General features: G+C 67.4%; 23 protein-coding genes. 18 read left to right on the top strand and 5 right to left on the bottom strand.

Annotated elements, in window-relative coordinates:
* Nucleotide 1 precedes the first annotated feature (1 nt).
* The 18 genes from QX124_RS15080 to QX124_RS15165 all read left to right on the top strand — a co-directional run bounded on the left by QX124_RS15080 (nt 2) and on the right by QX124_RS15165 (nt 19,754).
* Nucleotides 2-1,012, top strand: a complete 1,011-nt coding sequence (locus QX124_RS15080; protein WP_315797581.1) for a branched-chain amino acid ABC transporter permease — start codon at nt 2-4, stop codon at nt 1,010-1,012.
* A gap of 1 nt (nt 1,013) precedes the next feature.
* Nucleotides 1,014-2,102, top strand: coding sequence for a branched-chain amino acid ABC transporter permease (locus QX124_RS15085; RefSeq protein ID WP_315797582.1), 1,089 nt, complete (start codon nt 1,014-1,016; stop codon nt 2,100-2,102).
* Nucleotides 2,095-2,877 (top strand): ABC transporter ATP-binding protein, encoded by a 783-nt coding sequence (locus QX124_RS15090; protein ID WP_315797583.1) that lies wholly within the window; start codon nt 2,095-2,097, stop codon nt 2,875-2,877. The genes QX124_RS15085 and QX124_RS15090 overlap by 8 nt, the downstream gene beginning before the upstream one ends.
* A complete protein-coding gene (locus tag QX124_RS15095; protein WP_315797584.1) occupies nt 2,870-5,089 on the top strand; it encodes an ABC transporter permease in 2,220 nt (739 codons plus the stop codon). Before QX124_RS15090 ends, QX124_RS15095 begins: the two co-directional genes overlap by 8 nt.
* Nucleotides 5,090-5,093: 4 nt before the next feature.
* Nucleotides 5,094-5,939, top strand: coding sequence for a phosphoenolpyruvate hydrolase family protein (locus QX124_RS15100; RefSeq protein WP_315739529.1), 846 nt, complete (start codon nt 5,094-5,096; stop codon nt 5,937-5,939).
* Nucleotides 5,940-6,014: 75 nt separating this feature from the next.
* Nucleotides 6,015-8,909: a flotillin family protein gene (locus QX124_RS15105; protein ID WP_315797585.1), complete on the top strand. Its 2,895-nt coding sequence runs from the start codon at nt 6,015-6,017 to the stop codon at nt 8,907-8,909.
* 6 nt (nt 8,910-8,915) lie between these two features.
* Nucleotides 8,916-9,353, top strand: a complete 438-nt coding sequence (locus QX124_RS15110) for an SRPBCC family protein (RefSeq protein WP_315758248.1) — start codon at nt 8,916-8,918, stop codon at nt 9,351-9,353.
* A 4-nt stretch (nt 9,354-9,357) separates the two neighbouring features.
* A complete protein-coding gene (locus QX124_RS15115) occupies nt 9,358-9,801 on the top strand; it encodes an SRPBCC family protein (RefSeq protein ID WP_315797586.1) in 444 nt (147 codons plus the stop codon).
* A 15-nt stretch (nt 9,802-9,816) separates the two neighbouring features.
* The gene (locus tag QX124_RS15120) at nt 9,817-10,638 is read left to right on the top strand and encodes an FAD binding domain-containing protein (protein ID WP_315797587.1); all 822 of its coding nucleotides are present in this window, start codon (nt 9,817-9,819) and stop codon (nt 10,636-10,638) included.
* A gap of 3 nt (nt 10,639-10,641) precedes the next feature.
* Nucleotides 10,642-11,121, top strand: coding sequence for a (2Fe-2S)-binding protein (locus tag QX124_RS15125; RefSeq protein WP_315776971.1), 480 nt, complete (start codon nt 10,642-10,644; stop codon nt 11,119-11,121).
* 12 nt (nt 11,122-11,133) lie between these two features.
* Nucleotides 11,134-12,708, top strand: a complete 1,575-nt coding sequence (locus QX124_RS15130) for a xanthine dehydrogenase family protein molybdopterin-binding subunit (protein WP_315776969.1) — start codon at nt 11,134-11,136, stop codon at nt 12,706-12,708.
* A gap of 1 nt (nt 12,709) precedes the next feature.
* Nucleotides 12,710-13,732 (top strand): xanthine dehydrogenase family protein molybdopterin-binding subunit, encoded by a 1,023-nt coding sequence (locus QX124_RS15135; protein ID WP_315776968.1) that lies wholly within the window; start codon nt 12,710-12,712, stop codon nt 13,730-13,732.
* A 6-nt stretch (nt 13,733-13,738) separates the two neighbouring features.
* Nucleotides 13,739-14,620, top strand: coding sequence for a MoxR family ATPase (locus tag QX124_RS15140; RefSeq protein ID WP_315739539.1), 882 nt, complete (start codon nt 13,739-13,741; stop codon nt 14,618-14,620).
* Nucleotides 14,617-15,735 (top strand): VWA domain-containing protein, encoded by a 1,119-nt coding sequence (locus QX124_RS15145; RefSeq protein WP_315797588.1) that lies wholly within the window; start codon nt 14,617-14,619, stop codon nt 15,733-15,735. Before QX124_RS15140 ends, QX124_RS15145 begins: the two co-directional genes overlap by 4 nt.
* On the top strand, nt 15,732-16,619 hold the full coding sequence (locus tag QX124_RS15150; protein ID WP_315797589.1) for an amidohydrolase family protein: 888 nt from the start codon (nt 15,732-15,734) through the stop codon (nt 16,617-16,619). Before QX124_RS15145 ends, QX124_RS15150 begins: the two co-directional genes overlap by 4 nt.
* Before the next feature lie 39 nt (nt 16,620-16,658).
* On the top strand, nt 16,659-17,507 hold the full coding sequence (locus QX124_RS15155; protein ID WP_315758239.1) for an MBL fold metallo-hydrolase: 849 nt from the start codon (nt 16,659-16,661) through the stop codon (nt 17,505-17,507).
* Between the two features lie 18 nt (nt 17,508-17,525).
* Nucleotides 17,526-19,124 (top strand): isochorismatase family protein, encoded by a 1,599-nt coding sequence (locus QX124_RS15160; RefSeq protein WP_315797590.1) that lies wholly within the window; start codon nt 17,526-17,528, stop codon nt 19,122-19,124.
* A 3-nt stretch (nt 19,125-19,127) separates the two neighbouring features.
* On the top strand, nt 19,128-19,754 hold the full coding sequence (locus tag QX124_RS15165; RefSeq protein WP_315797591.1) for an NAD(P)H-dependent oxidoreductase: 627 nt from the start codon (nt 19,128-19,130) through the stop codon (nt 19,752-19,754).
* Between the two features lie 112 nt (nt 19,755-19,866).
* Here QX124_RS15165 and QX124_RS15170 read toward each other — a convergent pair whose 3' ends face one another.
* From QX124_RS15170 to QX124_RS15190, 5 genes are read right to left on the bottom strand one after another with little or no spacing between them, the layout of a single operon-like run.
* Complete coding sequence (locus QX124_RS15170) at nt 19,867-20,865, bottom strand: FAD:protein FMN transferase (protein WP_315797592.1); 999 nt, start codon at nt 20,863-20,865, stop codon at nt 19,867-19,869.
* On the bottom strand, nt 20,862-21,419 hold the full coding sequence (locus QX124_RS15175; protein WP_315776964.1) for a nitrous oxide reductase accessory protein NosL: 558 nt from the start codon (nt 21,417-21,419) through the stop codon (nt 20,862-20,864). The genes QX124_RS15170 and QX124_RS15175 overlap by 4 nt, the downstream gene beginning before the upstream one ends.
* Nucleotides 21,416-22,246: an ABC transporter permease gene (locus QX124_RS15180; RefSeq protein WP_315739548.1), complete on the bottom strand. Its 831-nt coding sequence runs from the start codon at nt 22,244-22,246 to the stop codon at nt 21,416-21,418. The genes QX124_RS15175 and QX124_RS15180 overlap by 4 nt, the downstream gene beginning before the upstream one ends.
* The gene (locus tag QX124_RS15185; protein WP_315797593.1) at nt 22,243-23,163 is read right to left on the bottom strand and encodes an ABC transporter ATP-binding protein; all 921 of its coding nucleotides are present in this window, start codon (nt 23,161-23,163) and stop codon (nt 22,243-22,245) included. The genes QX124_RS15180 and QX124_RS15185 overlap by 4 nt, the downstream gene beginning before the upstream one ends.
* Nucleotides 23,160-24,548 (bottom strand): nitrous oxide reductase family maturation protein NosD, encoded by a 1,389-nt coding sequence (locus QX124_RS15190; protein WP_315797594.1) that lies wholly within the window; start codon nt 24,546-24,548, stop codon nt 23,160-23,162. The genes QX124_RS15185 and QX124_RS15190 overlap by 4 nt, the downstream gene beginning before the upstream one ends.
* Nucleotides 24,549-24,551: the final 3 nt, after the last annotated feature.

Genomic DNA, 24,551 nt, shown 5'->3' on the forward strand with positions numbered 1-24,551 from the left:
GATGAGCCGCTTCATCGAGCGCCACCCGATCTGGTCTCTCATCATTCTCCTCGCCTTGGCGCTGCTGGCGTGGCTGATCGTCGCCGTCTGGCCGCCGGGGCTCGAGGAGGCGATCGGTCGGAAGAAGGTGTTCCTGAGTGCGGTTTTCAACGGCATCACGCTGGGCGGACTGTATTTCCTGGTCGCGAGCGGGTTTACGTTGATCTTCGGCCTGATGCGAAACGTCAATCTTGCGCACGGCTCGCTCTATCTGCTCGGCGGCTATGTGGGCTACGGAGTGTCCGCCGCGACCGGGTCATGGATCCTCGCATTCGCCGCCGCCTTCATCGTCGTCGCGGCCATCGGCGTTCTCCTGCAACTGCTCGTCTTTCGCCGCATGGAGGGGCAGGACCTGCGCCAGACCATGGTGACGATCGGCCTCTCGATCGTGTTCGCCGATCTGATGCTGTGGGCGTTCGGCGGCGACTTCTATCAGATCCAGACGCCGGCCTGGCTGATCGGACCGGTGCAGCTCCCGCTGATGACGGCGATGAAATCGTCGGGCGAGCCGGTGTTCCTGCAGTATCCCCTGGTACGGCTGGTGATCTTCTGCGGCTCGGTCGTGATCGGCCTCGCGATGTGGCTCGCGCTCAACCGCACCCGTGTTGGCATGATCGTGCGCGCCGGCGTCGATGATCGCGAGATCCTGGCGGCGACCGGCGTGCAGATTCAGCTCGTCTTCGTGCTGGTGTTCGCGCTGGGCGCGGGGCTGGCCGGCATTGCCGGCGTGGTCGGCGGAACCTTCCAGTCGATCTCGCCCGGCGAGGATACGCGCTTTCTGCTGGCCTCGCTGGTCGTCGTCATCGTCGGCGGCATGGGATCCATCCCTGGCGCGGCGCTCGGCGCTGTCATCATCGGGCTCGCCGAGCAGCTCGGCTCGGTCTACATCCCGACCTATGCGATCGTCGTGACCTTCCTGATCATGGTGCTGGTGCTGGCGCTGCGGCCCCAGGGCCTCCTGGCGAGGCGGTGAGATGTCGCTGATCCAGGAGGCACGGGCGCGGGAGAGCATGCTGGCGGGAAGCGCGAGAGCGCAACCGGCGGCATGGTCGGCCACCGAGCAGCCCTGGGCCTGGGCGGTCGCGGCCCTGCTGCTGATCATGCCGCTGATCGCCAACGGCTTCTTCCTGATCGAGATATTCGGCACCACCCTGATCCTCGGCACCATCGCGCTGAGCCTGATGTTCCTCGCCGGCTATGGCGGCATGGTCAGCCTGATGCAGCTGACCATTGCGGGCTTTGCCGGCTACATGGTTGCCGTGTTCGGCGTCAGCGGCAACGCCAATATCAGCCTGGGCTGGCCGTGGTGGCTGGCGACGCCCATGGCGCTGGTGCTCGCGGTGCTGTTCGGCACGCTCGGCGGCGCGCTCGCGGTGCGTACCGAGGGCATCTACACCATCATGATCACGCTCGCGATCGGCGCCGCGTTCTACTACTTCACCAACCAGAACTGGGCGATCTTCAACGGCCACACCGGCATCAATACGATTGCGACGCCGCATTTTCTTGGCGTCGATTGGCGCATGGACATCGCGTTCTATTACCTGACGCTCGCGGTGGCCGCGCTGTGTTATTTCGTCGTGCTCTATCTGTCGCGCGCGCCATTCGGCCTGGCGCTGCAGGGCGTACGCGACAATCCCAGGCGCATGGCGACGCTCGGCTTCAACGTCAATGCGCATCGCATCGCCGCCTATGCGTTCGCGGCCCTGATCGCCGGCATGGGTGGCGTGCTGCAGGTCTGGAACTATCGGCAGATCTCGCCCGGATCGGTCGCGGTCGAGCGCTGCATCGACATTCTCATCGTCGCCGTCGTCGGCGGCATCACCCGGCCGGTCGGGCCGTATATCGGCGCCTTCATCTTCGTCATCCTGCGCACCTTTGCGCTCGACTTCCTGGTGAAGGTCGGGCTCGACGGCAACCGGTTCCGGCTGCTGATCGGGCTCGGCTTCCTCGCCATCGTCTTCTGGTCGTCCGATGGCGTGATCGGCCTTTATGATCGGTGGCGCCGTCGCAGCAAGGCATCGGAGCCGGCGTCGCGCCCCGGAGGTTACGGCCATGGATAGGGTCGCGGACCGGCTCTCGGCGCTCGGCTCGACTGCAGCCCTCGAATTGCGCGGCGTGACGCGGATGTTCGGTGCGCTCGCCGCGCTGACCGACATCACGATCACGGTGCGGCCTGGGGAGCGGCGCGCGGTGCTGGGCTCGAACGGCGCCGGGAAAACCACCTTGTTCAATTGCGTCACCGGCGACTTTCTGCCGACCTCCGGCACGATCCGCTTCTTCGGCGAGGACATCACCGCCTTTCCGCCCTATGAGCGGATCCGCCGCGGGCTGCGCCGCACCTACCAGATCTCGGCGCTGTTCCTCGGCCTCTCGGTGCGCGACAATGTCTACCTGGCCTGCCGCGGCGTCTCGCGCGCGCGGTTTTCGATGCTGCGACCCAGCGTCAACGATGCACTGATGCAGGCGACCGAACGCCTGATCGAGGCGGTGCATCTGACGTCAGTGCGCGATCAATTGGTGTCGGAGCTGGCCCATGGCCAGCAGCGCCAGCTCGAGATCGCGCTGGCGCTGGCCGGAGCGCCGCGATTCATCCTGTTCGACGAGCCGGCGGCGGGCCTGTCGCCGACCGAGCGGCGCGAGCTGGTCGAGATCCTCACCGCGCTGCCGCCGCACATCGGCTACATCATCATCGAGCACGACATGGACGTGGCGCTGCGCGTCGTCGAGAGCGTGACGATGATGCACAACGGCCGCATCTTCAAGGAGGGCGCGCCGCAGGAGATCGAATCTGATCCGGAGGTGCAGGAGCTCTATCTCGGAGGCGGTCATGAATGACATCCGCCGCTCCGCGCCTGCGCTCGAGGTCCGCGGCCTCGACGTGTACTACGGCCATTCGCATGCGCTGCAGGGCGTCGATCTCCGGCTCGACAGCGGCGTGTTCTCGCTGGTCGGCCGCAACGGCATGGGCAAGACGACGCTGTGCAAGGCCATCATGGGCCTGCTGCGGCCGTCCGGCGGCACGGTGCGGCTGCGCGGCAATGATATCACCGGGCTCAATCCGGCGCGTATCGCGCGGCTCGGCGTCGGCTATGTGCCGCAGGGGCGGCGTCTGTGGCGCTCGCTCAGCGTCGACGAGCACCTGCGCCTGGCAGCGGGCCAGCGCCGCGGCGCCTGGACCGTCGAGCGCGTCTACGAGACATTTCCGCGCCTCGCCGAGCGGCGCAACAATGGCGGCGGCCAGTTGTCGGGCGGCGAGCAGCAGATGCTGGCGATCTCGCGCGCGCTGCTGACCAATCCGCAGCTCCTGATCATGGACGAGCCGACAGAGGGCTTGGCGCCGGTCATCGTCGCCCAGGTCGAGGAGATGCTGATCCGGCTCGGCCAGGACGGCGACATGGCGGTCCTCGTGATCGAACAGAACATCGGCGTCGCCACGGCGATCTCGCCGCGCGTGGCCATCATGGTCAACGGCCGCATCAACCGCATCATCGACTCGGCCCGGCTCGCCGCCGATCGCGAGCTGCAGCAGCGTCTGCTCGGCGTCGGCCAGCATGCCGGCGACGAGACCGATCTCGGGACGGGAGGGGTTCAGGAGGTGCCCGTCGCAGGTGCGGCGGTGTCAACGACGCCGAAAGCTGCGCCCGTCAAGGTTTACGTCTCTAATCCCGTGCTGCCGACGCGCTGGTCGCAGCCGGTGCCGATCGCGCAGATCGAGGCCAAGGCGCGCACGCTGTCCACCAGTGTGACCCGGCTCGACGAGGCAACTCGCCAAAGTCGCGAGGGCGCCGTGTCGATCGCGGCGGGCCCGCCGGCGGTGATCGTGGTCGGCACGCTCGACACCAAGGGTGACGAGCTGCGCTTCATCCGCGACATCGTCGCGGGCCACGGCCTGCGCACCCGACTTGTCGATGTCTCCACCAGCGGACGGCACGCGAGCTGCGACGTCTCGGCCCAGGAGGTCGCACTCAATCATCCCCGCAGCGGCTCCGCCGTGTTCGGCCCCGATCGCGGCGCATCGGTCACCGCGATGGCAGAAGCTTTCGCACGTTGGCTGCGGCGGCAGGACAACGTAGCCGGCATCATCTCGGCCGGAGGGTCTGGGGGCACATCGCTGGTCGCGCCGGGAATGCGCGACCTGCCGGTCGGTGTACCGAAACTGATCATCTCGTCGGTCGCCTCGGGTGACGTCGGCCCCTATGTCGGGCCGGCCGACATCGCGATGATGTACTCGGTCACCGACGTCCAAGGACTCAATTCGATTTCGCGCGCGGTGCTGAGCAATGGCGCGCATGCGCTTGCCGGCATGGTGACGGCGCGCGAGCAGCAGTCCGCCGTCGCTGACCGCACCCGACCGCAACGTCCCGCCATCGGCGTCACCATGTTCGGCGTGACCACGCCGGCGGTGCAGAAGCTCACGGCCGAGCTGCGCGACGACTACGAGTGCCTGGTCTTCCACGCCACCGGCGTCGGCGGCCGCTCGATGGAGAAGCTGGTCGAGTCCGGCATGCTCGCCGGCGTGATCGATCTCACCACGACCGAGGTCTGCGACCTGCTCATGGGCGGTGTGTTTCCGGCCATCGAGGATCGCTTCGGCGCCATCATCCGCAGCCGCGTGCCCTATGTCGGCTCGGTCGGCGCGCTCGACATGGTGAATTTCGGCGCGCCCGAGACCATTCCGGAGCGCTATCGCGGCCGCAAGTTTCACGTCCACAACCCGCAGGTCACCTTGATGCGGACGACGGCGGCGGAGAACGCGCAGATGGGGCGCTGGATCGGCGAGCGGCTCAATCGCATGGACGGGCTGGTCCGGTTCTTCCTGCCCGAGAAGGGCGTCTCGGCGCTCGATGCGCCGGGCCAGCCGTTCTTCGATCGCGAGGCGGACGAGGCGCTGTTCCGCAGCCTCGAACAGACCGTGCGGCAGACCTCGAGCCGGCGCCTGATCCGCGTGCCGCATCACATCAACGACAACGAGTTCGTCGCGGCGATCGTCGGCGCCATCAGGCCGATGCTCGGGCGGCTGCCGGCGCGGCGCAGACAGGCGAGGTGAGGGGATGGCGAGATATGAGCGCGCACCGCTGCTGAAGAAGTTTCGCGACATGGTGCGCCGTGGTGTGCCGATCATCGGCGGCGGCGCCGGCACCGGCCTGTCGGCCAAATGCGAGGAGGCCGGCGGCATCGACCTGATCGTGATCTACAATTCCGGTCGCTATCGCATGGCCGGCCGCGGCTCGCTCGCCGGGCTGATGGCCTATGGCGACGCCAATGCGATCGTCGTGGAGATGGCGAGCGAGGTGCTGCCGGTGGTGAAGTCCACCCCAGTGCTGGCGGGCGTCAACGGCACCGACCCGTTCCGTGACATGGATGTCTTCCTCGATGAGCTGAAGACGCTCGGCTTCTCCGGCGTGCAGAACTTTCCGACCGTCGGCCTGATCGACGGCACCTTCCGCGCCAATCTGGAGGAAACCGGCATTTCCTACGCGCTAGAGATCGACATGATCGGGCGCGCCCATGACAAGGACCTGCTGACGACGCCCTACGTGTTCAACGAGGCCCAGGCCGCGGGCATGGCGATCGCCGGCGCCGACATCATCGTCTGCCATCTCGGTCTCACCACGGGCGGCTCGATCGGCGCGCAGACCGCGCCCAAGCTCGATGACTGCCCCGGCCTGATCGATAGCTGGGCCTCGGCTGCGCTCAGCGTCAACCCGGAGATCCTGGTGCTGGCGCATGGCGGCCCGATCGCCGAGCCGGCCGATGCCGACTTCATCATGAAGCATACGAAGAATTGCCACGGCTTCTACGGCGCCTCCTCGATGGAACGGCTGCCGGTGGAGCGGGCGCTGACGGAGCAGGTGCGACATTTCAAGGCGATCAGCTCGCGGCCACGCCGCGTCTGAGGCGACAACAAGAGATCCGGCAGCAACGGTGCACGGCGCCGCGCTCGCCGGACGGGAGACCGAGGGAGGAATGAGATGTCCGGGGTTCTGGTTGGTGAGCTGATCCTTTGGCTGATCGTCGCGATCGTCGTCATCGTGGTCGCCGTCTACATCGTCAACTGGCTGTATCATCGCTCCTCGAAGGAGGTCTCCTTCGTCCGCACCGGCTTCATGGGGGAGCGCGTCGTGATCAATGGGGGCGCCTTCGTGCTGCCGTTCATCCACGACTATACGCCGGTCAACATGAACGTTCTGCCGATGGGCATCACGCGTGCGCGGCAGGACGCCGTCATCACGCGCGACCGGATGCGGGTCGACGTCGAGGCCGATTTTTACGTTCGCGTTCAGCCGACCCGCGAGGCCGTGTCGATCGCGGCGGCGACGCTTGGCCGCCGCACCCTCGAGCCGGAAAAATTGCACGCGTTGCTGTCCGGAAAGTTCATCTCCGCCGTGCGCGCGGTCGCCGCGGAGATGACCATGGAGCAGATGCACGAGCAGCGCGGCGACTACGTCTCGCGCGTCAAAGCGGCGGCCGCCGAGGCGCTGGCCCAGAACGGCCTCGAGCTGGAATCGGTCGCGATCACCGATCTCGACCAGACCGATCTCGAATTCTTCAACCCCTCGAACCGGTTCGACGCCGAGGGCTTGACACGGCTGATGGAGGACATCGAAAGCAAGCGCAAGCTGCGCAACGACATCGAGCAGGACTCGATGATCAAGATCCGCACCCGCAATCTCGAAGCCGAGCGCGAGGCGCTGGAGATCGAGCGGGAGAGCGAGACGGCACGGCTGGAGCAGGAGCGCGACATCGAGATGCGCCGTGCCTTGCAGCGGACGGAGGTCGCGCGCGAGCGCGCGCTGCGTGAGACCGAGGCTGAGCAGGCACAGATCATGGCACGGGAGGCGATCGAGAAGTCCCGCATCGCCAACGAGCTGACGATTGCGGAGGCGCGGATCGCGGCCGAGCGCGACACGCGGCAGCGGGAGATCGAGCGCACGCGCGCGGTCGAGGAGCGCGAGCTGCTGGCGCGCGAGGACATCGAGAAGGCGCGCATCGCCAACCAGCGCGCGATCGATGCCGCGCGCATCGAATCCGAGCGCGAGGTGCGCCAGCGCGACATCGAGCGGACCCGTACCATCGAGGAGGCTGAGATTGCGGCGCGCGAGGCAGTGGAGAAGGCGCGGATCCAGCAGGACCGCGTGGTCTCGGATGCGCGCATCGCCAACGACGAGGAGACAAGCCGCCGTGAGATCGAGCGCACCCGCGCGATCGAGCAGGCGGAGATCGCGGCGCGCGAGGCGACCGAGAAGGCGCGGATCGCGCAGACCATGATCGTGAACCTGGAGCGCATCAGCTCCGACGAGCGGACGCGCGCCACCGAGATCGCCCAGGTGCGCAACATCCAGGAGGCCGAGATCGAGGCGCAGAAGGCGGTCGAAGCCGCGCGCATTGCGCGTGAGCAGGTGCTGTCCGCAGAGCGCATCGCCGCCGAGCATGCCACGCGCAAGCTGGAGATCGAGCGCAACCAGGGCATCGAGATCGCCGGCATTGCCGCGCGCGAGGCGACGGAAGCCAGCCGCATCGCGCAGGAGGAACGCGTCCGAGCGCTGGAGATCGCGCGCATCCGGACTATCGAGGAGGCCGACATCGCCTCGCGCGAAGCGATCGAGGCGGCCCGTATCGCGCAGGAACAGGCTGTCGCCGAGAAGCGCATCCGCTCCGAGAAGGAGACGCGGAGCCTGGAGATCCAGCGCACCGAGGCCGTCGAAGCCGCGGATTTGAAGCGGCGCGAGGCCGTGGAGCGGCGCCGCATCGAGGTCGAGCTGGCGCTGGAGGCTGAGCGCATCGCCTCGTCGCGGACGCGCGAGGTGCTGAACATCGATCAGAAGAAGGCGATCGAGCTCGCCGATGAGATCAGGGTGATCGAGCTCGCCGCCAAGCGCGCTGAGCGCATCGATGCCGATCGGCAGGTCAAGGAAGCCGAGATCGTCGCGCGCAAGCAGGTCGAGACTGCGGACGTGTCGCGCGAACAGGCGCTGGAGGCCGTCCGGCTGGAGCGCCGCCGCGCCATCGAGCAGCTCGAGGTCGCGCGTGTGCAGTCGCTGCAGGAGGCCGAGATCGCCGCCCGCGAGGAGGTCGAGCGCGCGCGCATCGCCTCCGATCGCGGTCTCGACGAGGCCCGCATCGGCCGCGAGCGCGAGCTGCGCAAGCTCGAAGTGAACCGCGAGAAGGACGTCGAGACGGCGCTGATGGAGAAGGCGATCGCGCTGTATCAGAAGTCGCTGGAGGAATCCGCGGCCAAGGTCGCCGCCGAGGAGGCGCGCACGCGTGCCACCGAGGCAACGGAAAAGGTGATCACTGCGCGCGAGAGCGAGATCGCCCGCCGGCGCAAGACCGTGGAGGTGCTGATTGCCGAAAAGCAGGCGGAGGAGACCCGGATCGCCGCCGAGGCCGAGCGGGTCCGCGCGGCTGTCGAGGCGGAAGCACAGAAGCTGCTCAACGAGGCCGAGAATGTGCTGACCGACCAGGCGCGCTACTCGCTGTTCCGGCGCAAGCTGCTCGACCGGATCGAGGGTATCGTGCGCGAGAGCGTCAAGCCGATGGAGAAGATCGAGGGCATCCGCATCCTCCAGGTCGACGGCCTGAACGGCAATGGCGGCAACGGCAATGGGGGCCGCAGCGCTACCGACGAGGTGATCGACTCCGCGCTGCGCTACCGTGTCCAGGCGCCGCTGATCGACTCCATCCTCTCCGACATCGGCGTCGAGGGCGGCAGCCTTGCCAAGATGCCGGGCTTGATCCGCGAAGCCAGGGACATGCAGGGCATCCGCAAAGAGACCTCGGCGCGCAAGGACGCAGGGGGAAGCGGAGGGGGGGACGCCAGCCCAACCGAACCGCCGGCCGACCGCGGTCCGCGCAAAAAGGGGTGAGGCACCATGGCGAGGGTCTACGTCTCCACCGTCGTGAGCGCCCGCAACGATCGGGTGTGGGCGCGCGTCCGCGACTTCAACGGCTTGCCGAACTGGCATCCGGCGATTGCGGAGAGCCGGATCGAGGGCGGTGAGCCCGCCGACAAGATCGGCTGTGTCCGGGACTTCCGCTTACGCAACGGCGACCGCATCCGCGAGAAGCTGCTCGGCCTGTCCGACTACGACATGTTCTGCACCTATTCGATTCTGGAATCGCCGATGGGGGTGACGAACTACGTCGCCACCTTGCGGCTGACCCCCGTCACGGATGGCGATAAGACCTTCCTGGAATGGACCGCCGAGTTCGACTGCGCGCCGGAGCGCGAGGCCGATCTCGTCGCCTCGATCGGCGGCGGCGTGTTCCAGGGCGGCTTCGATGCGCTCAAGCGCGCGTTCGGAGGCTAACGCCGTGCCGCACGTCGTCAAGAGCACCATCATCGACGCGCCGACGGAGGCCGTGTGGGAGGTGCTGCGCGACTTCAACGGCCATGACCGCTGGCACCCGGCGGTCGCGACGTCGGCGATCGAGCGTTCGCAGACGTCTGACAAGATCGGCTGTGTCAGGCGCTTCCGTCTCAAGGATGGCTCAGAGCTGCGTGAGCAGCTGCTGGCGCTGTCCGATCTCGAACAGAGCTTCAGCTATTGCCTGCTCGATACGCCGCTACAGCTGTTCAACTACGTCGCCCATGTCCGGCTGCTGCCGGTCACCGACGGCGACCGCACCTTCTGGCACTGGGAAAGCCATTTCACGACGCGGCCCGAACAGGCCGAGGTGCTGACGCGCATGGTGGCGGAAGACATCTACCAAGCCGGCTTCGAAGCGATCCGATCGCATCTGAAGCAGGCGGCATGAGGACGAGGTGAATCGATGCCGGTTACGGTGAAGACGTTTCAGGCCGCGAGCGAAGCTGCGTCTGCGCTGTCGTCGGACCGCGCCGCGCGCTATCTGGGCGGCGGCACGCTGGTCATGCGCGATCTCAACGAAGGCGACGTCTCGATCGCCACCGTGATCCGCGCCACCGATCGCGCGCTGCAGAGCATCGACGCCACGGGCGGGCGCACCCGGATCGGCGCCGGCGTCACCTTCGCCCGCGTGCTGGCCGAGCGCGACCTTGCGTTTCTGCATCCGGCGGCGCGCTCGATCGGCGGCCCGGCGGTGCGCAACATGGGCACCATCGGCGGCAATCTGTTCGCACCGGCCCCGTTCGGCGACTTCGCGGTGGCGCTGCTGGCGCTCGACGGCATGGTCTCGCTGCAGGGCGGCTTTGGCGTCCGGGAGATGCCGATCGAGGATTTCCTGCAATCGCGCGACCGCCAGGGTGCTGCGCTGGTGGTCGCCGTGTCCTGCATCAGGCCGGCGTCATCAGATGCGTTCCGCTATCGCAAGATCGCGCGCATCAAGCCGAAGGGCGGATCAGTCATTACGCTCGCGGCGCATCTTCCGCAGAGCGGCGGCCGCGTGACCGGTGCGCGGATCGCGCTGGGATCGATGGCGCCGACCGCTGTTCGCGCCAAGGCCGCTGAGCGCGCGCTCGAAGGCCGGCCGCTCGATGCCGGCGCGATCAGCGCCGCCGCTGCGGCGGCAGCCGAGGGAACGGCACCCACGGACAATTCGCTGGCGAGCGCGTGGTATCGCCGCGAAGTGGTCGGCGTGCATCTGCGGCGGCTGCTGTCGGGACAGGAGAGCTAGACCATGGCCAAGACCCCACTTCAGTTCCGGCACAATGGTCGCGACGTCGCGCTGTTCGTCGACGGCGGCACCAATCTCCTGGTCGTGCTGCGCGAGATGATCGGCGACGTCACGCCGAAATTCGGCTGCGGTCAGGGCGGCTGCGGTGCCTGCACCGTGCTAATCGACGGCGACGCGCATCTGTCGTGTCTGACGCTCGCCGAAGCCGTCGAGGGCCGCGCGGTGGAGACGCTCGACGGTATCAAGAGCGGCCCGACCCTGCATCCGCTGCAGCGCGCTTTCGCCGAGGGTTTTGCCGCGCAATGCGGCTATTGCACGCCGGGCATGCTGATGGCGGCCAAGGCGCTGCTGGACAAGATCCCGCAGCCGAGCCGCGAGCAGGTGGTGGAGGCGATCTCCGGCAACATCTGCCGCTGCACCGGCTACGAGCCGATCATCAATGCGGTGCTGGCGGCAGCCGCGTCGCTGCGCGCGAGCGCCTGAGGGGAGATCGCCATGCTGGAACTGCGCAAGGACATCTTCGCCGACGAGCGCGACGACAATCTCAACGAGGTCGGCAAGGGCACGCAGCGCCAGGACATGCTGGGCCATGTCACGGGGACCTCGACCTATTTCAACGATCACAAGCTGCAGGGCATGCTGCATCTGAGGGTCGTGAGGTCGACGCAGCCGCATGCCCGGCTGCGCCGCATCGACATCAGCGAGGCTGAGCGGAGCGAGGGCGTGCGGCGGGTCATCCGCGGCAGCGACGTGCCGCGCAACCTCAACACGCTGCTCAGCCTGATCAATTTCGGCAAGGACGATGAGCCGACGCTCGCCGTCGATAAGGTCCGCTACAAGGGCGAGCCGATCGTTGCCGTAGTCGCTGACACGCCGCGCGCCGCAGCCGAGGCGGCTGCCAAGGTGCGGGTGGACTACGAGAGCTTGCCGGCCGAGTTCGATGTCGAGGAGGCGTTGAGACCGGGCGCGCCTGTTGTCAACGAGACCTATCCGAAGAACACGTTCACCTATCACGAGCGCTACGATCACCAGAAGCTGCGCTTCGGCGATGTCGAGCGCGGCTTTGCGCAGGCCGACCATGTGCTGGAGCAGCGCTACCAGATGTCGCCGATCGAGCACGCGCCGGTCGAGACCAACGGCTCGATCGCCGCACCCGACACCAACGGCCGCTATGTCGTCTACACCTCCACCCAGGCGCTGTTCTTCTCGCTCGACACCTGCGCCAAGATCCTCGACCTGCCGTCGAACACCTTCCACTTCATCGGCGGCACCGTGGGCGGCGGCTTCGGCGGCAAGGTCGATACGCTGACCGAGCCGCTCGCCATTCTGGCCGCGATGCTGACGGGGCGGCCGGTGCGCTATGTGCTCGGGCGCGAGGAGGAGATGCAGTTCGGCCCACCACGCGGCGCCGAGCGCATCTACGTCAAGGACGGCGTGATGCGCGACGGCCGCATCGTCGCGCGCCAGATCCGCGCCTATTTCGACTCGGGCGCCTACACGCGGCTGTCGAGCTACGCGGTGGTCAAATGCGCCGCGCACCTGCCCGGTCCCTACACGATCCCGAACGTCCATGGCGACATCTACTGCGTCTACACCAACCGCACGCCGGCCACCGCGATGCGCGGCTTTGGCATCACGGGCATGGACTTCGCGCTCGAATGCCAGATGGACAAGCTCGCGCATCTGATCGGCATGGACCCCATGGAGTTCCGCATCCTCAACGCCTATCGCGACGGCGACATGAAGGCGCATCGCCGCGAGGCCAAGAACACGGCGCTGATCGAATGCGTGCAGGTCGCGGCCGAGAAGGCCAAATGGCCGATCCGCGAGGAGTTCCGCCGCATGTCGTCGCGCAAGGATGGCGGCGGGGCCCGGGCGGCTGTTCCCTCCACGCCACGTGAGCCGGTGAGCGCGCGGCCTGCGCCGGCGCAGCAGCGCACGAGCTACGACCGAGGGCTTCCAGTTTCTCCACCTCCTGAGCCGCCGTCACCACCCCCACAGAGCCCGGCACCGGCTCCCGCGCATGGCGCGACGCGGTTCTCGTCGGTGTTCGGAACGAGGAGGCGCTGACATGACCAGGCACCGCGGCCGCGGCATGGCGGCGATCAACTATCCCATCGGCATGAATCTCGGCGGCGATCCGAGCCAGGCACTGGTGCATTCCAATCCCAGCGGCAAGTTCACGGTGGCGCTGTCGTCGATCGATCTCGGGCAGGGCATGAAGTCGGTCACGCGGCAGATCTGCGCCGAGACGCTCGGCGTGCCGGTCGAGGACGTTTATGTCGACACCGCCGATTCCGATACCGGGCCGCACTGCATGGGCTCGTTCGCCTCGCGCGGCACCCATCGCGTCGGCAATGCCGTCATGGCGGCGGCCAAGGAGGCGCGCGGCGTCATGATGGAGGCCGCGGCCGAGGAGCTCGAGGTCAACGCCAGCGATCTCGAAACCGACGGCCGCGGCAACATCCACGTCAAGAGCGCGCCGCATCGCTCGATCTCGGTCAAGGACGTCGCCATCGCCGCCCAGTTCCGACAGGGCAAGACCATCTCCGGTCGCGGCATCTTCCTGGTGCCGTTGTCGGACGTCGATCCCGAGACCGGCGAGATGTCGCCGGCCACCTGCTACGCGCATGCGTGCCTCGTCGCGGAGGTCGAGGTCGATGACGAGACCGGCGAGGTCGGCGTGGTCAGGATGGACAGCGCCTATGAGCTGGGACGTGCGCTCAATCCGCGTCTGGTCGAGCAGCAACTGGTCGGCGGCGCCTGGATGGGCATGAGCCATGCACTCTATGAGACGACCGAGCCGTATTATCCCGATCCCAAACAAGGGCCGCGCGACTTCGTCGAATATCTGATGCCGGGACCCGGCGACATCTGTCCGCACGACATCGCCGTGCTGGAACGCCCCGCGCCGGACGGCCCGTTCGGCGGCAAGGGGCCGGGTGAGATGTGCGCCAATCCGGTGCTGCCCGCGATCGCGAATGCGATCTTCAATGCGGTGGGCGTGCGAATCGACGAGCTGCCGATCACGCCGGAGAAGGTGCTGCGCGCGATCAAGGCTCAGGGCGGCGCGCGGCCGCAGACGCGGCGGTGAAACGATATGGTCGTCCGCAGCAACATCGTCGGCATCGACTCGCCGCAGGCGCTGGAGAAGGCGCTGCGCGCGGCTTATTATCTCGCCGATGAGGGACTCTCCACCGCTGCCTATCTCGCGCTTGCGCTAGGCAAGCCGCTGCTGCTGGAGGGTGCGCCCGGCGTCGGAAAAACCGAGGCGGCGAAGGCAGTCGCCGCGGTGCTCGGCCGCAAGCTGATCCGCCTGCAATGCTATGAAGGCGTCGACGCTGCGGCGGCGCTCTACGAGTGGAACTATCCGCGCCAGATGCTCGCGATCCGCCAGGCCGGCGAGGACAGCATCGACATCTATGGCGAGAGTTTTCTGATCGAGCGGCCGATGCTGGCCTGCCTGCGCGCGCCCGACTCGACGGTGCTGCTGATCGACGAGATCGATCGCGCCGACCAGGAGTTCGAGGCCTTCCTGCTCGAATTCCTCTCCGACTTCCAGATCTCGATTCCAGAGCGTGGCACGATCCGTGCCGCCGAGCGGCCGATCGTGGTGCTGACCTCGAACCGCACCCGTGAGCTGCATGAAGCGCTGCGCCGCCGCTGTGTCTATCATTGGATCGACTATCCCGATGCGGAGCGCGAGGCACGGATCGTGATGATGCGCGCGTCCAGCGTGGCCGAGGCGACCGCGCGCGCCGTCGTGGCGGCGGTGGCGAAGCTCAGGCGTGAGCCGTTGAGCAAGGCGCCCGGCATTGCCGAGGCAGTCGACTGGGCCGAGGCCGCGACGCTTCTGAACCAGACCGGCGCGCGCTGGCCCGACGCCTTCCGGCGCTCGATCGGCGTAGCGCTGAAGGACGAGGAGGATCTGTCCTTCATCGCGCCTCGGCTCGATGCCCTGCTTGCGGAGGCGATGACATGAGCGAGGCGCGCCTGCCGCCTGCGACTGAGATCTTCGTGACATTCGCTGCGCTGTTGCGGCGAAACGGCTTCGCAATTGCGCCGGAGCAGACCACCGCCTTCCTCGCTGCGATCGAACTGCTGGGGCCTGTCAGCATCGAGGATATCCGCCGTGCCGGGACGGCGACCCTCGCGCCACCTCCCGAGCGGCTCGCGACCTACAATCTGCTGTTCGACGTCCATTTCGGTGTCGCCGAGGCGACGGCGTTCAGCGAGAGCGACAGGCAGGACGATGTCGTGCGGCTGCAGGAGGAGGGCGACAGCGCCGTCGATCCCGACATTGCGCAGGACCAGAACGAGTCCGGTCTGGCGGCAACGCGCGCCGAGGCGTTGGTTGCGCGTCGGTTGAGTGCGACCACGGGAGGCGGTCCGCTGCAGCTTCTGGCGCGGCAGGCGCGTGCGAAGCTACCGAAGCGGCGAGGCCATCGGCGCATGCGCACGCGGCGCGGCAGCTTCGTCGACCTGCGCCGAACCTTGCGTGAAAGCGTGCGGCGCGATGGCGAGGTGCTGTCGCTGCGGCGCTTGAGGCGCCGGCCGCGGCTGCGCCGGCTGCTGCTGTTGATCGACGTCTCCGGCTCGATGAAGGCGCGGACCGAGGACAACATGCGGCTCGCTCATGTGTTGGTCCAGGCGGTGCCGCAGGCCGAGGTGTTCACCTTGGGCACGCGGCTGACGCGGGTCACGCGGCCGTTGCGGCTGAAGCGGCGCGAGCAGGCGCTGCTGGCGGCTTCGCATCTCGTCAGCGACTGGGACGGCGGCACGCGCATCGGCGAGGCGCTGCAGGCCTTCCTCGGCGTGCCGCGATTCTCGATCTATGCGCGGGGCGCGGCGGTTCTGGTGATCTCGGACGGGCTGGAGCGGGGTGACCATCAAGTGCTCCGCGAAGCCGTGTGGAAACTGTCGCTGCGCGCCTGGCGCCTGAGCTGGCTGACGCCGCTGGCGACTGGGCCGGGCTTCAGGCCGCAGACGGAAGCGCTGCAGGCCATTGCGCCACTTGTCGATGACATGGTGCCGGGCGGCTCGGACGAGGCCATCGTCGCGCATGTGTTGTCGCTGGCGCAGAGGAGGGCGGCATGACCGGCTATGTCGATGCGCATCATCACATCTGGCGCCAGGCCGACCTGCCCTGGCTGGTCGGCCCGATGCAGCCGCGGATCTTCGGGCCCTATGAGTCGATCCGGCGCGACTACCCGATCGAGGAATATCTCGGGGACATCGCCGGCAGCGGTGTGACGCAATCGGTCTACGTCCAGACCAACTGGGCCAAGGACGGCTTCGAGGAGGAGGCCGCGTGGGTGCAGCGCACCGCCGATCAGCACGGCTATCCGCATGCCATCGTCGCCTATGCCGATCTCGCCGTTGATGACGCGCGGCCGCAATTCGATCGGCTCGCGCGTTATCCGCTGGTGCGCGGCGTTCGCATGCAGCTGCACTGGCATGAGAATCCGTTGTACCGGTTCGCGGAGTCGCCCGATCTCTGCAGTCAACGGAATGTCCGCGCCAACATGGCGCGGCTGGCCGACTACGGCTGGTCGTTCGACCTGCAGGTGTTTGCCGGGCAAATGGCCGGCGCCGCGGCGCTGGCCGAGAGCTGTCCGGCCGTCACCTTCGTCCTCCAGCACGCCGGCATGCTGGAGGACCGGTCGCCGGCGGGACGCGCGCAATGGCGCGCCGGCATGCATAAGCTTGCGGCCTGCCGCAATGTCGTCAGCAAGCTCTCGGGCCTTGGCACCTTCATCCGCCGCAACGATCCCGCTGATGTCGCCGATGTCGTACGCGAGACCTTCGCTATCTTCGGCCCCGAGCGCTGCCTGTTCGGCTCGAACTTTCCGATCGAGAAGCTCTGGACCGACTATCGCACACTGGTGGCAGCCTATGAGGCTGCCATCCACGGCCTCGACAAGCGTACACGTGCGCAGGTCATGGGAGAGACGGCGCGCCGCGTCTATCGGCTGGGATGATACCGCCTGCAACGACAACAAAAGCAACAGGGAACGCTCATGGCGCTGGAAATCAAGATTCTCGACTATGGTGATATCGAGCTCGAATCGAGCTTCCTCGTGCTGGGCCGCGACTGCGGCCGCACCCGCCGGGTGCTGACGCTCGGCTTCCTGATCCTGGGCGGACCGTATCCGGTCGTGGTCGACACCGGCTACCGCTCCAACCAGATCATGGAGACGCTGGGCATGCGCGGGCTGCAGTACCATGAGAACATGATCGAGAACCAGCTGGCGCGGCACGGCGTGCGCATGGGCGACGTCCGTTATGTCTGCCACACCCATCTGCACATCGATCATGCGGGAAAGGACGATCTGTTCCCGATGAACACGACGGTCGTGCTCAACCGCCGCGAGCTTGAATATTCGGTGTCCGGGCTGATGCACCCGCAATATCCGGCGCCGGACATCAAGCATCTGATCGACCGGCTGCACACCAAGAGCGCGCTGCGCTTCCTCGATCTCGAGCTGACCGGACCCGTTGAGCTGATGCCGGGAGTCTATTGCGACGCCGCCAATGCCCACACCGAAGGCTCGATGAACATCCACGTCCACACCGCCGACGGCATCGCCACCATCTGCGGCGACGTGATCTACGACTTCAACGACCAGATCGTGACCCCGTTCAACGAGATCCAGGACGCGGAGCCGCGCACGACCGGCAATCACGGCACCTCGAAGCGCGCCGAGAAGGCGGCGATCAAGAAGCTGCTGTCGAGCTCCCGCTATCTGTTGCCGGTGCATGATCGCCCGGCCAAGATCGAGGGCGGCGTGGTGACAGGGCGGTTGCACGACCAGGTGCCGGGTCCCATCGTGCAGTCGCTGCCGCAGCGGCAATGGTTTCCGGCGTAGTCGGCGCGAGGATCGGCCATGACCCATGTGACCTTGCGCCCTGAATTCGAGAGCTTGATCGACCCCTACGCACCGGTGTCCCAGGTCGCGACCGGCTTCGAATTCACGGAAGGGCCGATCTGGCACCCGATCGAGCATTTCCTGCTGTTCTCCGACATGCCGGCCGACGTCCGCCGCCGCTGGGACGCGAAGCGCGGCGTGGTCGAGATGCGTCGGCCGTCGAACAAGTGCAACGGCATGACCTATGATGCCGACCTCAATTTGATCGTCTGCGAGCACGCGACGTCGTCGCTGGTGCGCGAGCGGCCCGATGGCCGCCGCGAGATCCTGGCCTCGCATGTCGATAACCAGGAGCTCAACAGTCCGAACGACGTGTGCGTCCATTCCAGCGGCGCAATCTACTTCTCCGATCCCTGGTATGGCCGCATGCCGGTCTACGGCGTCGAGCGGCCGCGCCAGCTCGGCTTCCAGGGCGTCTACCGGGTGCCGTCGGGCGGCGGTCCGCCGCGGCTGCTGGTCGATCGTTATCTGTTCGACCAGCCGAACGGGCTGTGCTTCTCGCCGGACGAGGCGCTGCTCTATGTCAACGACACCGTGCAGGCGTTGATCCGCGTGTTCGACGTCGGTAGCGACGGGGCGCTCTCGAACGGGCGCGTGTTTGCTAGCGGCATCCGCTCCGAGCTGGAGCCCGGCGTGCCCGACGGCATGAAATGCGATCAGCGCGGCAATGTCTGGGTGACCGCGCCGGGCGGCGTCTGGGTCTATGCGCGCACCGGCGAGTTGCTCGGCAAGGTGCGCGTCCCGGAACTGGTCGCCAATCTCGCCTGGGGCGGCGCCGATTTTCGCACGCTCTATCTCACCGCGACGCATTCGGTCTATGCGATCGCGACCAAGGTCGGCCCGCGCCACGAGCCCTATATGAAGGCCCAGGCGCGGGGGGCTGCGGCGGGCTCGTCCCCATCCAGCGCGACGTCCGCAGGCGCGCCATCGGCGCCGCTGCTGGCGTCGGGCGACATGCAGCTCGATCCGCGCCGCTGCGCGATGATCATCCAGGATCTGCAGAACGACGTCATCATGGACGGCGGCGCGTTTGCCGATTCCGGGGCTCCCGGTCATGCCAGGCAGCAGCGCGTCGTCGACAACGTCCGCCGGCTTGCCGAGGTCGCGCGCGCACGCGGCGTCGTCATCGTCCACGTCTGGTTCGTCGTCGAGCCCGGTGCCCCCGGCGTGACCTTGAACGCGCCGCTGTTCGAGGGGCTGGTCGACAGCAAGGCGATGGTGCGCGGCAGCTGGGGGGCTGCGCCGGTCGCTGGGCTGGAGCCGCGGAGCGGGGACTTCGTCGTCGAGAAGATGCGGATGAGCGCCTGGGAGGGCACGCGGCTCGAGACCATTCTCAAGGCCACCGGGCGTGACGTGATCATCAATACGGGGGCCTGGACCAACATGTCGGTCGAGCACACCGCGCGCACAGGGGCCGACAAAGGCTACTTCATGGTGGTGCCGGAGGATTGCTGCTCGACGATGAACGCGGACTGGCACAATGCGTCGATCAACTTCGCCATGCAGAACGTTGCTGTCGTGACCAGGGCCGACGCTGTGATCAGGGCGCTGGGGTGAGACATGCCCAAGCTGCTGCATCTCCTCGCCTCGCCGCGGGCAGATTCGGAATCCAGCGCCGGCGCGCACGCCTTCCTCGACCGCTTCAGGCAGGCGCGGCCGGGCTGGGACGTCGACGAGATGAATCTGTGGCGCGAGAAGCTGCCGGAGTTCGAGGGAGAGATTTTGCAGGCGAAGTATGCCCGCATGGGCGGACGCGCCTTCACCGATGGCCAGCGGGAGGCGTTCGCGGTGGCCGAGCGCATGGCGATGCGGCTCGATCTGGCCGAGCGCGTCGTGATCTCGACGCCGATGTGGAATTTCGGCATTCCCTACAAGCTCAAGCACTGGCTGGACATCATCAATCAGCCGGGCCTCACCTTTCGCTTCGATCCGTCGCGCGGCTACCTGCCACTTCTGAAGGATCGTCCGACGCTGGTGATCCTCGCCAGCGGCGGCGACTTCACCAGCGGCGTCAGCCGGGGGCGCACCGATCTCGCGACGCCCTATTTGCGCGAGGCGCTGCGCTTCATGGGGCTTCGCGATCTGCACTTCGTGGCGATCGGGCCGACCAGCGGGCCGGCCGCGCACACCGGCGTGGCGCGTGAGCGGGCGCACAGGCGGCTCGTGGAGATGGCCGCACGGTTTTGATATGACATGAAGAGGCGGGCCCGCTGCGCGTCGCGTCCGAGCTGCCGGTGGTTTCGTCCCTCGACTGGCGTCCTGTGATCGTGCTCTCGACTGATCCAGCCGCAGAAAGAATTCAACCGATAAGGTCGAATGCGGCTCCCGCCGCGTCGATCAGGTGGACACGGTCGACCTCGGTGCGCGGCAGCAGCGCACGGATCTCAGGCTCCGACATCAGACTAAACGCGGTCGAAAGCGCGTCGGCCGCCGTGGCATTGCCGGCGACCGTGGTCACGCTGCGATAGCGCTGCGCGCAGCCGCCGCTGTGCGGATCGAACAGATGATTGAAGCGGCCGTGCGGATCGAAGCGGAGGCCATAGGCGCCTGACGTCGATACGGCCCGATCGATGATCGGTAGCATCGCGGCGATCCGATCGGGAACGTCGGGGTCGGCGATTGCGATCTCCCAGGGCCGGGCGTCCGGCCGCGCGCCGATGGCGCGGGCTTCGCCCATGTCGACCAGGCTCTGCTGCACGCCTTCGCTGCGCAGCAGGTCGACGATCCGATCCGTGACATAGCCCTGCGCGATGCCATTCAGGGTGAGCGCCGTGCCGCGCGGCATGACGATGCGATCGCGGCTGACGCTGAGCCGCTGATGGCCGACCCGCGCCAGCGCCTCTTGTACGGCCGCCTGCGGTGGGCCGTCGGGATTCGCATCGGGGCGCGAAAAATGATCGGCATAGAGCCTCCACAGCGGCTGCACGGTCGGGTCGAAGCGGCCGTCGGTCAACGCGGCGTAGCGCTGCGAGAGCGTGAGGATGTCGACCAGCTCCGGCGCCGGTGCGACCAACACGCCGGTGCGGTTCAATGTGACCAGCGCCGAGTCCTCAAGATAAAGGCTGAACAGGCGCTCGAGTCGCCGTGCTTCGCTGATCGAGACCGTGATCACCCGCTCGGCCTCGCGCCGGTCATGGTGATGAAGCTTGATCGTGGCAACGGCGCCGAGCAACGTGCCGCGCCATTCGACGAGGCCAGCGGTGCTGCCGGCCGCCTGCCTGCCGCAGGGGGCGATCGCAAGGCCCGCCAGTGCGGCGCTGATGCGGATGAAGCGCCAACGCGAGAGCTGATTTGTCATCGTCGCACCTCAGTCGTGCCCTTGTGGTCCGGCTCGTTCGTGCCGGCGTTGTCGTCGGGGGAGCTCAGCACATAGTCGCGCGGCACCTCGGTGAAGCCGACGATGCGACCGCCGTGCTCGGCCGCGAAGCGCTCGGCGGCGCTCCGATCCGAGAACGGCACCGCCTCGTCGCTGCCCATGCCGCTTCTGAGTCGGCTGCCGATCACGAACACCGCCTTGCGGGCTTCGACCCAATTGTCGGCACCCGGATTGTCCCAGCTCGCGGCCTTGCCCATGTCGGAGACGTAGATCGCCTGGATGTCCTTGGGCTCGTCGGGCAGCATCGTGAAGGCGATGGCGTCGCGGGCCGAGGAGAACCACACCGGCTCGATCAGGCTGGCGGCGAAGATCTGTCCCTTGGGACCGGAATGCTCGAGCAGGTTCATGCCGCAATAGTGCCCGATCGCCTCCGCCGTCAGCTTGATCGGCGGCGGCGGCGCGGCGGCCTGCTTGTCGTTGCAGGCGCCGAGAGCAAAGGCGGCGATGAGCGCGCAGGCGAAAGCGAGGCGTTTCATAGCTCCCTCCGTGAGAAGGCCAGCGCGGCGCCGGCGAGCGGTACCAACGTCCACAGCACCAGCGCCGCGAGCAGCGCCTGCACCGACAGCGTGCTGCTGCCGGCGAGCCCGGCCATGCCGGAGAACAGGCTGACATTGGCGAAGCCGGTCAGGTTGAAAAGCCGGTAGGCATCGGTCGGATTGAGCAGCAGCAGCGCGCTGAGCACGCCGCCGGAGACGTTGCGGCCCTGGTCGATCACCAGAAGGCCGAGCAACGCCATGTCGTAGATCAGGACGAGCACGAGCCACAGGCCGATGCTGACACCCGCTGCGGTGCCGCGGTCGCGCACGACGGCGCTGACGAGATAGCCGATTGCGACGAACACCGCGCCAAGCAGAACGGAGGAGCCGATCATCGCCGCGAAGGCCGCGAGCCCGTCGCTGTCGAAGTGGCTGCCGGCGATCAGCAGCGCCACCGCGGCGGCGCCATAGCCGAGGCAGGTCGCGAAGGCGAGCACCGCGAGATGACCGAGGAACTTGCCGAGCAGCACCTGCCAGCGCGCTACGGGATAGCTGAGCAGCAGCAGCATGGTGCCGCGCTCCATGTCGCCGACGATGGCATCGTGCGAGATCAGAAGCGCGATCAGCGGGATCAGGAAGATGGTCAGGCTCGACAGGCTGACGATGACGACATCGAGCGCTCGCGCGCCGACGGTACCGGTCGGCGCGCTGCCGAGGAAGGTCAGCGACAGCGCGAGTCCGGCCAGCAGCAGGGTCGAGGCCAGCACCCAGCGATTGCGGATCGCCTGCTGGATCTCCTTGGCGGCGATGGTGATCACGCTGGTCATTGCGGGTGCTCCGCGTGGCGCAGGAAATGCGCGTAGAGCTCGTCGAGACTGGGTGGAATGAGCTCGAGATCCTGGACGGCGGTGGCGTCGGCCGTCGCCAGACGCAGCAGCTCGATCTTCTCGTCCGGCGCTGCGTCGATCTCGACGATGTGGCCGTTCACCCGGCGATAGGACGCGGCCGGCGGGAGCCAGGCCGGCGGGCCCGACGGTGGCAGGAAGGCGACCTTGACTCGAATCCGGGTCGGCAATCGCGCGAGGCGGCGCAACTCGTCGAGTGTGCCGTCGGCGACCTTCAGGCCGCGGTTCATGATGATGACGCGGCCGGCGCGTTCCTCCAACTCGGTCAGCGCATGCGACGACAGCAGCACCGTCGTGCCCTCGGCGGCGAGCCTCTCGATCACCTCGTAGAAGGTCTGGCGGAGCTCCGGATCGAGACCGCTGGTCGGTTCGTCGAGCAGCAGCACGCGCGGGCGGCCGATCAGCGCCTGTGCCAGCCCAAGGCGCTGGCGCATGCCCTTGGAGTAGGTGTTGACGCGGCGCTTTGCGGCATCGCCTAGTCCGACGACGTCGAGCAACTCGATGGCCTGTCCGACCGGCTCGCGCTTGAGCCGTGCGTAGAAGGTCTGGGTCTCGCGGCCGGTAAGGGCGGCATCGAAGGCAACGTTCTCCGGCAGGTAGCCGAGGCGGCGCCGCGAGGAGAACTCGCCGGCGGCTGGATTTTCACCGAGTACGGCGATGGTGCCGCGGGTGGGGCGGATCAGCCCGAGCATCATCTTCATCAGCGTCGTCTTGCCGGCGCCGTTGTGGCCGATCAGCGCCACCATCTCGCCGGCGGCGAGATCGAACGACACGCCCCTCACGGCTTCGACCTTGCCGTAGTGCTTGGTCACGTCGGCGACATGGATTGTCGCGGTCATCGGGGCCTGCTTTCTGCAGCGGCGCGGCGCGCCGGCGGCGATATCAGGGGATGGCTGTCGACGACTCCGCCGGGCAGGATCGCGGGAAACTGCGCCTGCGCCCAGCGGATCACCTGCACGGCCGGGCTGTTGATCAGGACCTTGGCGGCCGGCGCGGTCCACAATACGCGGTCGATCAGATCATTCGGCCGATAGGCGGTGTCGGCGATGCCGTCGCCGTTGAGGTCGAAGCCCGGGTTGTCGCTCCAATAATTGCCGCGGCCGCTTTTCGACCAGTCGAGATGGCGGGTGCCGACATACTTGATCTGGCTGGCATTGTTGACGAAGGCATTGCCCCTGATGTCGTTGCCCTCGGAGCCGGCGGTGAAGTGAACGCCGATCTCGCACCCTTCGAACCAGTTGTCGGTGATATGGTTGTTGTTGGTGTTGTAGATGAACACGCATTTCTCGGGACCGGGACGGGCGCCGGCGGTCGGCGTGGCCGTGCTCGCATCGGCCTGCGGCACGCCTTCGTCGGTGCCCCGGTTCTCCGCGGTGGCCCAGCGCTCTGCCGGCTGCAGCCCGCCGATCACGCTGTTGCCGGAGATCTGCGAGCCATTGGCCGCGTTGAACAGCAAGCCGCGGTCGCGGTCGTGATCCGAGACGTTATCCCTCACGACGAGCGCCTTGGAGAACATCATCGCATAGCCGATGATGTTGCGGGTCGAGACGTTGCCGGAGATCTCGCTGTCGTTGGTGTACATGAAGTGGACCGCGAAGCGCAGGTCGCTGAAGCGATTGCCGCTAAAGACGTTGTTGCGGCTGGTGATGGCGAACACGCCATCGCGGCCGTACCGGAATTGGTTGTCGATCACCTTGGCGCCCGGCGCGTTCCAGACGGAGACGCCGTTGCCGGTGACGCCGCCGCGCGTCGCGCGCAGGCCGATGATGCTGTTGTGACGGACCATGGCGTTGGCTGATCCGTGCAGATAGACGCCGAACAGATTGCCTTCGATGCGGTTGTTCTCGATCAGTGCGTCGTGCGCGGCCTGCTCGACGAAGATGCCGGAATCCATCTGCTCCAGCGCACGGCCGGATCCGTCGATGGCGAGGCCGCGAATGACGGTGCCCGGCGCCGCCACGGTGATGACGCTGCCCTCGCCGCCACCGCTGATCACGGCGCCTGGAGCCCCAGCCAGCGTCAAGCGGTGGCTGATCCGTAGCGGTCCGCGATAGGTGCCGGTGGCGAGCGCGATCTCGTCGCCGTCGGCGGCGCGGTCGAGCAGGGCCTGCAGGTCGGTGGTTTCAGCTCCGACCTGCAGAGTCGCCGCCTGGGCGCGGAAGGGCAGGCCGGCGACGACGAGCGCCGCCAGCCCCAGAGTCTTGATATGGCGCATGCGCCGCATCGC

Origin of the sequence: Bradyrhizobium sp. SZCCHNRI3043 (assembly GCF_032377735.1) — a bacterium.
Classification (GTDB): domain Bacteria; phylum Pseudomonadota; class Alphaproteobacteria; order Rhizobiales; family Xanthobacteraceae; genus Bradyrhizobium.